This is a genomic window from Caulobacter sp. 17J65-9 (assembly GCF_010975005.1).
GTDB lineage: Bacteria > Pseudomonadota > Alphaproteobacteria > Caulobacterales > Caulobacteraceae > 17J80-11.
Genome location: NZ_JAAIVC010000141.1, coordinates 1 through 10,432 on the forward strand (window position 1 = coordinate 1; position 10,432 = coordinate 10,432).

The window sequence follows — 10,432 nt, forward strand, 5'->3', positions numbered from 1 at the left end:
AGCCGGGAGGCCGCGCCGCCGGGGGTGTCGAGCGTCAGGCGCCGCGGCCAGCCCGTGAGCGGCGGGGCGGCGAGCACGCCGGCGCCCAGCACCGCCAGGACGGCCGCGGTCGGGATGGAGACCGACGCGAACCCCGCCGTGCCGGCGTTGAACAGGAAGGCCAGCGACGCCGCCGCCGACAGCAGCAGCGCCAGGGTGGCGGCCCCGACCGCCGTCCGTGGCCAAAGGCGCCGCGCCTTGGCTACGATCGCGAAGGCCAGGAGGAGGGCGCAGATGATGGTCATCTGCCCCATGCGGCCGGGGTGGGGAACGACGCGCTGTTCCGCGACCCGGTCGGGGAACAGCCACCGGTCCATGCCGATGTCGAAGCCGGCGTAGGCCAGGATCGTCGTCACGCAGATCAGCAGGACCAGGGCCGACAGAGCCCTCGCCAGCCGGCGCGCGTGCGTCCGCTCCGAAGCGATCAACCACAGGCCGGCCCCGAGAAAGCCGATGACCAGCGCTGTCATGGGCTGGGTCGCGGGAAAGCCGGGAAGCAGCGACTCCAGCGGGGGGAGGTCGACGGCCCAGCCCGTCAGGACGAGCAGGGCGGCGACGACGGCGACGACGCCGCACAGGCGCGAGAATTGGCGCAGGGTCATCGGCAGCCGGCTCGCCGCAGTCTTGGCCTGAACAGCCGCCGCGCCGGGATGTTCCTCGTGGTCAGGGGCGCCGGCCGTCGGTCGGCCGGCTCACTCTCTGGCCATCATGGCGCGGGCTTTGAGCTCGAGATCGACGTAGGCCTCCTTGCCGACGTAGACGGCCACCTTGCGCACCACGCCGCCGGTGAAGGGGAAGCCCTTGGAGTACTCGCGGCTGACCGCGTCGGAGGAGTCGCGCCCGACGCACAGGCCCTCGCCGCACAGGCTGAAGTGGCCGGTCTGCGCGCGCATCGGCCCTTCGGCCACCACCTTGTCGTCGACGTAGAGCTTGGCCCGGCCCAGCCCTTCGCCGTGCTCGCCGACCTTCTCGTGGACGAACTCCATGCCCAGCACGTGGTCGCCGGGCGCCAGCACGTCGGAGCTGAACTTCTGCTCCGGCTCGATGCCGAGGAAGTTGTAGACGTAGTGCAGCCGGCGATCCTTGATGAACAGGGTGTGGCCGCCGAACCGCGAGCCGTGGGCGAAGATCACGCCCTGGCACTCGGGCCCGTCGATCTTCACGTCGGCCAGGATCTTGTAGCTGCGCCCGCCCAGGATGACGGACGCCTCGGTCGGAATCTCGCTGGTCCCGGGATAGTAGAAGTAGACGTCGCGCGGGCTGGTGTCGCGCGGGCGCGGGTCGGAGAGGATCTCCACCGGCAGCCGGTCGTCCAGCGGCAGGACGTCGTACTTGCCCGCCTCCCGGAACCACATCTCGACCAGCTCCTTCAGCTTCTCCGGGTGCTTGTCGGCCAGGTCCGTGACCTCGGCCGGATCGACCTCCGAGTGGAACAGCTGCCATTTGTCCTTGTCGAAGTGACCCTTGCCGGAGGTCGGCGAGTGCACCGCCACCGCCTTCCAGCCCTGGCTCCAGATCGCCCGGGTGCCGAGCATGCAGTAGTACTGGCTGACCTTCTGGGTCGGCGCCTTGGCGTCGTCGAAGCTGTAGCGCATGGACACGCCCGGCTGCGGGACCTGCGGATAGCCCTGGACCATGTCCGGAAACTCGATGCCGCAGCAGTCCAGGATGGTCGGCACCACGTCGGTGACGTGATGGTACTGGCTGCGCACCTGGCCCTTCGCCTTGATGCCCTTGGGCCAGGAGATGATCATCGGGTCGGCGATGCCGCCCTGGTAGGTGTAGCGCTTGAACATGCGGAACGGCGTCGAGAACGCCGCCGCCCAGCCGGTCGGGTAGTGGTTGTAGGTGTCCGGGCTGCCCAGCTTGTCGAGGTACTTCAGGTTCTCGTCCAGGCTGTCGGGGAAGCCGTTGAAGAACTTGTTTTCGTTGACCGACCCGTTCGGGCTGCCTTCGCCCGACGCGCCGTTGTCGGCGCAGTAGAACACCAGGGTGTTGTCCAGCTGGCCGGAGTCCTCGAGATAGGCGATCAGTCGGCCGATCTGGGCGTCGGTGTACTCGGAGAAGCCGGCGTAGACCTCGGCCATCCGGCAGAACAGCTTCTTCTCCTGGTCGTTCAGGCTGTCCCACGGGCGCACGAAGTCGAGCTCGTTGGCGGCGTCCTCCGGCATGGGATTGAGCGGGGTCAGCTTGGTGTCCTTGGGCAGGATCCCCTTGGCGATCATCCGCGGCAGGGCCCACTCGCGGTAGGCCTCGTAGCCGGCGTCGAACTTGCCCTTGTACTTGTCGGCCCATTCCTTCGGGACCTGGTGCGGGGCGTGGTTCGCGCCCGGGCAGAAGAACATGTACCAGGGCTTGTCGGGCGCGGCGGCCTTGGAGTCGCGGATGAACTCGATGCCCATGTCGGCCAGGTCGCGCGACAGGTGGTAGCCGTCCTCCGGCCCGTAGGGCTGCTCGACGTAGTGGTTGTCCTCGACGAGCGCCGGGAAGTACTGGTCGGTCTCCCCGCCGAGGAAGCCGTAGAACCGGTCGAAGCCGCGCATGCACGGCCAGTTGCGCTTGGACGAGCCCATCGAGGTCTCGTCGATGGCCAGGTTGTGGTCCTTGCCCAGCCAGTAGGTGTTCCAGCCCTTCTCGCGCATGACCTGGGCCAGGTAGGCGCACTCCATCGGGATGTGGCCGTGCGAACCGGGGAAGCCGGTGGCCGCCTCGGAGATGCAGGCGAAGCCGTTCTGGTGGTGGTTGCGCCCGGTCAGGAAGCACGAGCGCGTCGGCGAGCACAGGGCGGTGGTGTGCCACTGCGAATAGATCAGCCCGTTGTCGGCCAGCTTCTGGGCGGTGGGCATGTCGATCCCCCCGCCGAACGGCGACCAGGCCGCCAGGCCCGTGTCGTCGTAGAGGATGACCAGCACGTTGGGCGCGCCCTCCGGCGCCTTGGGCGCGAGATAGGGCGCCCAGTCGGGCTTGGAATCGCGCACGTCGACCTTGACGACGCCTTTGAAGGGAACGGGCATGGCGGCCTCCGCGGACGACGACGCGAACTGCGCCGACGCTCCAGCATGGCGGCCGCCCGGCCCCCGACCCATCGGGCCTAACCCGGAGAAGTCCGGGGAGGAAAGCCGATGCCCCGCGTCGCCGCGGGGCGGGGAGGGCCTCAGACCCGCTCGGCGATCACTTCCAGCACCATGGGCGTGACCATCATGGCGTCGGGGTTCTTTTCGGCCGCTTCGTACTCGGCGATCACCCCGTCCGCCCAGGCGCGGTCGCGCTTGCCGGTCTGCACCAGGTGCTCGGGGTAGGTCTTGGCGAAGGAGGCCGGCCACTGCCAGACGAAGTTGGTCGGCGGCACTACGTCCACGATCGGGCGCAACTCCTTGATTCGGAAACCGGCCTCCGGGAGCATGGCGGGCAGGAAGCGGCCGATCTCCGGCTCGCCGCCGCTGGCGCGCCAGTCCTCGGTGACGAAGTCGCGGAAAGATTCCTGCATGGGCTGGGCCGGGGCGAAGGCCCAGGTGCCGTAGTCGAGGTACTCGTGGATCACCGCCACGCCGCCCGGGCGCAGGGTGGCGGCCAGCTTGGCCAGCACGGCGCGCGGGTCGCTGACGAAGGCCAGCACCCAGCGCACCCAGAAGGCGTCCGCGCCCGAGACGGGCAGGGCGTCGATCACCAGGTCGAGATTGTGGGTGGAGACGTTGTCGAGCCCGCGCTGGGCGGCGACCGCGTTCAGATAGGCCAGGAACCGCTCGGAGCGCTCCAGCGCGTGCACCCGCCCGTTCGCGCCGACGATCTCGGCCAGGTCCACGGACGCCCAGCCCGGGCCGGCCCCGGCGTCGACCACGGTCGAGCCCTCGGTGATTCCCGCCCGCCGCCAGGCGTCCAGCACGCGCGGGCGCCAGACCCGGTGCTGCAGGCCGAGCCGGGCGATCTCCTCGTCGTGCGTGCCCAGCAGGTAATTGCGCTCGTTTACGGCCATGAGGACCTCTCAAACTGAGCCGGGAAGATGGATACGCACAGGCTCCGGCGCCATCCCGGTTCTTGCGGTTCCGAACAGCCCTCCGGACCCTTTGCAATCGCATCCGGCCCAGTCTAGAAGAGCGCCGGCTTGCGGGGCCCCGAAGGGGCGCGGATTCGCGTCCATCGAACGTCCCGCAGACTTCATGAGTTTCTTTCCGCCTCCCGCGCTTCGAAGCGGCGCGGACCGCACGGAGCAGATGTCCGCATGCCGCTTCCGGCGCTCGCCTTCTACATCCTCGCCACAGTCACCGTCGTTTCCGGTCTGGCCGTCGTTTCGGCCCGAAATCCCGTGCACTCGGTGCTGTTCCTGATCCTGGCCTTCTTCTCGGCGGCCGGCCTCTTCGTGCTGCTCGGCGCGGAGTTCCTGGCCATGCTGCTGGTCGTGGTCTACGTCGGCGCCGTCGCGGTGCTGTTCCTGTTCGTCGTCATGATGCTCGACGTCGACTTCGCCAGCCTGCGACAGGGCTTCGCCCAATATCTGCCGCTGGCGCTGGTGATCGGCATCGTCCTGCTGGGCGAGATGATCTTCGTCAGCGTCGCCGTCGCCGACCGCGGCGCCGCCGCCGGCAAGGTCCCGGTGGCCGCCGCCGCCGACATGACCAACGCCGAAGCGATCGGTCGGGTGCTCTACACCGACTACGTCTACTTCTTCCAAGCGGCCGGGATCGTGCTGCTGATCGCCATGGTCGGCGCCATCGTCCTGACGCTGCGCCACAAGCCGAACGTGCGCCGCCAGAAGGTTGCCGTGCAGGTCGGTCGTCGCCGCAAGGACGCGGTGGCGGTCGTCAGCGTCCCGACCGGCGAGGGGATTTCCGAATGACCGTCACGCTCGCCCACTACCTGGCCGTCGCCGCCATCCTGTTCACGATCGGCGTGTTCGGCATCTTCGTGAACCGCAAGAACGTGATCGTCATCCTGATGTCGATCGAGCTGATCCTGCTGTCGGTGAACATCAACTTCGTGGCGTTCTCGGCCTACCTGAACGACGTGGCCGGCCAGATCATGGCCATGTTCGTCCTGACCGTGGCCGCCGCCGAGGCGGCCGTCGGCCTCGCCATCCTCGTCACCTTCTTCCGTAATCGCGGCGACATCGCCGTCGACGACGCCAGCATGATGAAGGGCTAAGTCCAGTGTCTTCGGAGACCCTCGTCACCGTCCTGGTGTTCGCGCCGCTCGTGGGCGCCGCGATCGCCGGCCTGTTCGGCCGCCGGATCGGCGACAAGCCCTCGATGGCGATCACCACGGGCCTGCTGTTCCTGGCCTGCGCCCTCGCCTGGGTGAATTTCTACAACCACACCTGGGGCCACCAGGCGAAGTTCCTGGTCGAGCTGTTCCCGTTCATCCAGATCGGCGACTTCAAGTCGGCCTGGTCGATCCGCGTGGACGCCCTGTCGTCGGTCATGCTGATCGTGGTCACCACGGTCTCGGCCCTCGTGCACCTCTACAGCTGGGGCTACATGGCCGAGGATCCGGCCAAGCCGCGGTTCTTCGCCTACCTGTCGCTGTTCACCTTCGCCATGCTGGCGCTGGTCACCGCCAACGACTTCATGCAGCTGTTCTTCGGCTGGGAAGGCGTGGGCCTGGCCTCCTACCTGCTGATCGGCTTCTGGTATCAGAAGGCGTCGGCCTCGGGCGCGGCGATCAAGGCCTTCGTGGTCAACCGCGTCGGCGACTTCGGCTTCGCGCTCGGCATCATGACCGTCTTCTGGATGTTCCACACCATCCGGTTCGACGAGCTGTTCCCGCTGATCCCGACCATGGCCGGCAAGACCTGGGCGTTCGGCAACTGGACGTTCAGCGCGCTGGATCTGGCGGGCTTCCTGCTGTTCATCGGCGCCATGGGCAAGTCGGCCCAGTTCTTCCTGCACACCTGGCTGCCGGACGCGATGGAAGGCCCGACCCCGGTGTCGGCCCTGATCCACGCCGCCACCATGGTGACCGCCGGCGTCTACATGGTCTGCCTGCTGTCGCCGATCTACGAGGCCGCCCCGGTGGCGTCCCAGATCGTCGCCGTCATCGGCGCGATCACGGCGCTGTTCGCCGCGACCGTCGGCCTGGCGCAGAACGACATCAAGCGGGTCATCGCCTATTCGACCTGTTCGCAGCTCGGCTACATGTTCTTCGCCGCGGGCATCGGCGCCTATCAGGCGGCCATGTTCCACCTGTTCACCCACGCCTTCTTCAAGGCGCTGCTGTTCCTGGGCGCCGGCTCGGTGATCCACGGCATGCACCACGAGCAGGACATGCGGAAGATGGGCGGCCTGGCCAAGTACATGGTCCTGACCTTCGCCATGATGACGGTCGGCACGATCGCCATCACCGGTCTCGGCTTCCCGGGCCACGGCTTCCAGTTCGGCTTCGCCGGCTTCTATTCGAAGGACGCCATCCTGGAGGCGGCTTTCGCGGCCGGCGCGCACTCGGAGGTCGGCAAGTTCGCCTTCTTCATCGGCCTGTTCGCCGCCATCCTGACCGCCTACTACTCCTGGCGTCTGGTGTTCATGACCTTCTTCGGCACGCCGAAGTGGGATCACGCCGAGGCCCACGGTCACGCTCACGATGCGCACGCCGACGACCACGCCAGCGCGGCGCAGTTCGAGAGCCACACCGAGCCGGGCGCCGAGCATGAGCACGCCGTCGACCACGACCACAAGCCGCACGAGAGCCCGTGGGTCATGCTGATCCCGCTGTTCGTGCTGTCGGCGGGCGCCATCGTCGCCGGCTTCTTCTTCGCGCCGTACTTCATCGGCGAGAAGCAGGCTGAGTTCTGGGGCGGCGCGATCTTCAACGCCGCGTCGAACCACCTGCTGCACGAAATGCACGAGGTTCCGACCTGGGTGCGTTGGGCGCCGCTGGTCGGCTCGGTCGGCGGTCTGCTGGTCGCGGCCTGGTTCTACCTGCTGCACGAAGGCCTGGCGAAGCGCATGGCCGACCGCGGCGGGCCGCTGCACAGCTTCTTCTACAACAAGTGGTACTTCGACGAGCTCTACGACTTCGTCTTTGTCCGCGGCGCCCGCTTCCTGGGCGACCTGTTCTGGAAGGGCGGCGACCAGAAGCTCATCGACGGCCTGGGCCCGAACGGCTTCGCCGCGGCGTCGATCGCCGCCGCCAAGCGCCTGGTCCGGATCCAGACCGGCTACGTTTATCACTACGCCTTTGTGATGCTCCTCGGCGTCGCGGGCCTTCTGACCTTCGTCATCGCCAACTGGCACGGGTGAGGGGGGTAAATAGCGATGCCTAACATTCTCAGCGTCATCACCTTCCTGCCGCTGGTCGGCGCGCTCGTCGTCCTCGGCCTGCGCCTGACCTCGCGGCCCGACGACCGGCCGGTCGTGGAGCGCACGTCCAAGTGGATCGCGCTCTGGACCACGCTGGCGACCTTCGCCCTGTCGATCTGGCTGTGCGTGGTCTTCGACCGCAACGCGCCCGGCTTCCAGTTCGTGGAGCGCTACGAGTGGTTCTCGGGGGCTCAGTACTATCTGGGCGTCGACGGCGTCTCGGTGCTGTTCGTCCTCCTGACCGCCTTCCTGCTGCCGCTCTGCATCCTGGCGAGCTGGACCAGCATCAAGGAGCGGGTGATCGACTACATGATCGCCTTCCTGGTGCTGGAGACGCTGGTCATCGGCGTGTTCACCGCGCTGGACCTGTTCCTGTTCTACATCTTCTTCGAAGGCGGCCTGGTCCCGATGTTCCTGATCATCGGGATCTGGGGCGGCAAGAACCGGATCTACGCGGCGTACAAGTTCTTCCTGTACACCCTGCTGGGCTCGGTCCTGATGCTCGCGGCCATGCTGTACATGGCCTACACCGCGGGCACGACCTCGATCCCGGAACTGATGAAGTTCCACTTCGACCCGATGACGCAGCAGTTGCTGTGGATCGGCTTCTTCGCCTCCTTCGCGGTGAAGATGCCGATGTGGCCGGTGCACACCTGGCTGCCGGACGCCCACGTCGAAGCGCCCACGGCGGGCTCGGTCATCCTGGCCGGCATCCTGTTGAAGCTAGGCGGCTACGGCTTCCTGCGCTTCAACCTGCCGATGTTCCCGCAGGCCTCCGAGCTGTTCGCGCCGTTCGTCTTCACCCTGTCGGTGATCGCGATCGTCTACACCTCGCTGGTCGCCTTCCGGCAGACCGACATCAAGAAGCTGATCGCCTATTCGTCGGTCGCCCACATGGGCTTTGTGACCATGGGCATCTTCGCGGGCAACGCGCTGGGCATCCAGGGCGCCATCTTCCAGATGCTGAGCCACGGGGTGATCTCCGGCGCGCTCTTCCTCTGCGTCGGCGTCATCTACGACCGCATGCACACCCGTGAGATCGCCTTCTACGGCGGTCTGACCAGCCGCATGCCGATCTACGCGGCGACCTTCCTGCTGTTCACCATGGCCAACGTCGGCCTGCCGGGGACCTCGGGCTTCATCGGCGAAATCACGACGATGACCGGCGTCTACAACGTGTCCACCTGGGCGGCGATCGTCTCGGCCTCGGGCGTGATCTTCTCGGCGGTCTACGCCCTGACGCTGTACCGTCGGGTCATGTTCGGCGAGCTGACCAACCCGCAGCTGGCCAACATCAGCGACATGGACTGGCGCGAGATGGCCGTGTTCGCCCCGCTGGTGATCGGCACGCTGGCGCTCGGCGTCTATCCGAATTTCGTCTTCGACTTCACGACCGCCTCGGTCGACGCCCTGGTCGCTACGTACCAGGCCGCGATCGCCGGGTGAGGACCTAAAGTGATGGATCTTCCCTCCGCCCTCTCCCTGGCTCTGCCGGAGCTGATCCTGGCCATCGGCGCCATGGCGGTTCTGGTGTTCGGCGCCTTCCGCGGCGAGCGCGCTTCCGGCGCGGTGGCCGTGCTGGCCGGCGCGGCCCTGGTGGCCGCCGCCTTCGCCGCGGCGCTCGGCCCGCTCGGCGTCGCCTTCAACGGCGCCTTCGTGATGGACCGCATGGCGGCCTATTCGAAGGTGGCCATCTACGTCGCCAGCGCCTTCGGCATCGTCCTCGGCCATGGCTGGCTGGGCCGCGTGTCCAACCAGAAGTTCGAGTACTCGGTGCTCATCCTGCTCGCCACCATCGGCATGAGCATGATGGTCTCGTCGGGCGACATGATCTCGCTCTACGTCGGCGTCGAGCTGCAGTCCCTGGCGCTCTACGTCATGGCCGCCTTCCAGCGCGACGACGCCAAGGCCTCCGAGGCCGGCCTGAAGTACTTCGTGCTGGGCGCCCTGTCGTCGGGCCTGATGCTGTACGGCATCAGCCTGATCTACGGCTTCACCGGCGCCATGCGCTTCGACGCCGTCGCCGCCGCGGTGAGCGGCGAGGCGGGCACCGGCGTGATCTTCGGCCTGGTGTTCCTGATCTGCGGCCTGGCCTTCAAGGTGTCGGCCGCGCCGTTCCACATGTGGACCCCGGACGTCTACGAAGGCGGCCCGACCCCGGCGGTGGCCTTCATCGCCGCCGGCCCGAAGCTGGCCGCGATGGTGCTGTTCGCCCGCACCCTGAGCCAGGGCTTCTTCGGCGTGCACGACCAGTGGGCCCAGGTGGTGATGATCATCGCCGCCATCAGCTTCGTGGTCGGCGCCTTCGGCGGCCTGATGCAGCGCGACATCAAGCGCCTGCTGGCCTACTCGTCGATCGCCAACATGGGCTACGCCCTGCTGGCCGTCGCGGCCGGGACCCAGGCGGGCATTCAGGCCCTGCTGGTGTTCCTGGTGCTGTACATGATCGACATCACCGGCTTCTTCGCCTGCCTGATGGCGCTGTCGCGCGACGGCCGCCCGGTGACCACCATCGCCGAGCTGTCCGGCCTGCGCCGGGTCAACCCGGGCGTGGCGCTGGCGCTCACGGTGCTGTCGCTGTCGGTGCTGGGCATGCCGCCGTTCTCGGGCTTCTGGGGCAAGTACTACGTGTTCAAGGCGGCCATCGGCGCGGGCCTCTGGCCGATCGCCGTGGCGGGCCTCGTCGCCTCCGTGGTGGCCGCGTTCTACTACCTGCGCATCATCAAGGTGATGTGGTTCGACGCGGCCCCCGCGCCGACCGACGGCGCCCCGGCCGAGACCCGGCTGGTCGCCTTCGCCTCGGCGGCGTTCTGCTTCCCGCTCGTGCTGGTGGCGCTCGCCCTGCTGGACCCCGCCGCCCGGAACGCCGCCTCGGCGCTGGGCCTGGGATGATCCGTTGATCGGCGCGGCCGACCTTCCGCCGGTTCTCGCCCTCGACGAGATCGACTCCACCAACGCCGAGGCCCGCAGACGGGCCGAGGCGGGCGAGGCGGGCCCCCTGTGGATCACCGCCCGCCGCCAGAGCGCGGGCCGCGGTCGCCGCGGCCGCGCCTGGGCGACCGGCGAGGGCAACCTCGCCGCCACCCTGCTGGCCGTCACCGACC

Annotated in this window: 8 protein-coding genes and 1 pseudogene; 6 read left to right on the top strand and 3 right to left on the bottom strand. The window is 68.0% G+C overall.

What is annotated here, in order from left to right; genetic code table 11:
- From G3573_RS16940 to G3573_RS16950, 3 genes are all read right to left on the bottom strand, one after another.
- The coding region (locus G3573_RS16940; protein WP_205598320.1) for a hypothetical protein at positions 1 to 641 on the bottom strand (641 nt) is incomplete at its 3' end.
- 90 nt (positions 642 to 731) lie between these two features.
- Positions 732 to 3,053, bottom strand: a complete 2,322-nt coding sequence (locus G3573_RS16945; RefSeq protein WP_163262759.1) for an arylsulfatase — start codon at positions 3,051 to 3,053, stop codon at positions 732 to 734.
- A 140-nt stretch (positions 3,054 to 3,193) separates the two neighbouring features.
- On the bottom strand, positions 3,194 to 4,012 hold the full coding sequence (locus G3573_RS16950; protein WP_163262761.1) for a methyltransferase domain-containing protein: 819 nt from the start codon (positions 4,010 to 4,012) through the stop codon (positions 3,194 to 3,196).
- Between the two features lie 246 nt (positions 4,013 to 4,258).
- On the opposite strand from G3573_RS16950, the gene G3573_RS16955 reads away from it, so the two are divergent.
- The 6 genes and pseudogenes from G3573_RS16955 to G3573_RS16980 all read left to right on the top strand — a co-directional run.
- Entirely contained in the window at positions 4,259 to 4,873 is a 615-nt protein-coding gene (locus G3573_RS16955; protein WP_163262763.1) for an NADH-quinone oxidoreductase subunit J, read from the top strand.
- The gene (gene nuoK / locus G3573_RS16960; RefSeq protein ID WP_163262765.1) at positions 4,870 to 5,178 is read left to right on the top strand and encodes an NADH-quinone oxidoreductase subunit NuoK; all 309 of its coding nucleotides are present in this window, start codon (positions 4,870 to 4,872) and stop codon (positions 5,176 to 5,178) included. The genes G3573_RS16955 and nuoK overlap by 4 nt, the downstream gene beginning before the upstream one ends.
- 5 nt (positions 5,179 to 5,183) lie before the next feature.
- Positions 5,184 to 7,268, top strand: a complete 2,085-nt coding sequence (gene nuoL, locus G3573_RS16965) for an NADH-quinone oxidoreductase subunit L (protein WP_163262767.1) — start codon at positions 5,184 to 5,186, stop codon at positions 7,266 to 7,268.
- Positions 7,269 to 7,283: 15 nt separating this feature from the next.
- Positions 7,284 to 8,774 carry an NADH-quinone oxidoreductase subunit M gene (locus G3573_RS16970; protein WP_163262769.1) on the top strand — a complete coding sequence of 497 codons (1,491 nt, stop codon included), beginning with the start codon at positions 7,284 to 7,286 and terminating at the stop codon, positions 8,772 to 8,774.
- A 12-nt stretch (positions 8,775 to 8,786) separates the two neighbouring features.
- The gene (gene nuoN, locus G3573_RS16975; RefSeq protein WP_163262771.1) at positions 8,787 to 10,220 is read left to right on the top strand and encodes an NADH-quinone oxidoreductase subunit NuoN; all 1,434 of its coding nucleotides are present in this window, start codon (positions 8,787 to 8,789) and stop codon (positions 10,218 to 10,220) included.
- A gap of 4 nt (positions 10,221 to 10,224) precedes the next feature.
- Positions 10,225 to 10,432 (top strand): annotated as a pseudogene (locus G3573_RS16980) (biotin--[acetyl-CoA-carboxylase] ligase); the annotation flags it as partial.

Excerpts from the sequence above, each read along its gene's own strand:
- G3573_RS16970 (WP_163262769.1), top strand. The coding sequence starts at position 7,284 with ATGCCTAACATTCTCAGCGTCATCACCTTCCTGCCGCTGGTCGGCGCG.
- G3573_RS16950 (WP_163262761.1), bottom strand. The coding sequence starts at position 4,012 with ATGGCCGTAAACGAGCGCAATTACCTGCTGGGCACGCACGACGAGGAG.
- nuoN (WP_163262771.1), top strand. The coding sequence starts at position 8,787 with ATGGATCTTCCCTCCGCCCTCTCCCTGGCTCTGCCGGAGCTGATCCTG.
- nuoK (WP_163262765.1), top strand. The coding sequence starts at position 4,870 with ATGACCGTCACGCTCGCCCACTACCTGGCCGTCGCCGCCATCCTGTTC.
- G3573_RS16955 (WP_163262763.1), top strand. The coding sequence starts at position 4,259 with ATGCCGCTTCCGGCGCTCGCCTTCTACATCCTCGCCACAGTCACCGTC.
- G3573_RS16945 (WP_163262759.1), bottom strand. The coding sequence starts at position 3,053 with ATGCCCGTTCCCTTCAAAGGCGTCGTCAAGGTCGACGTGCGCGATTCC.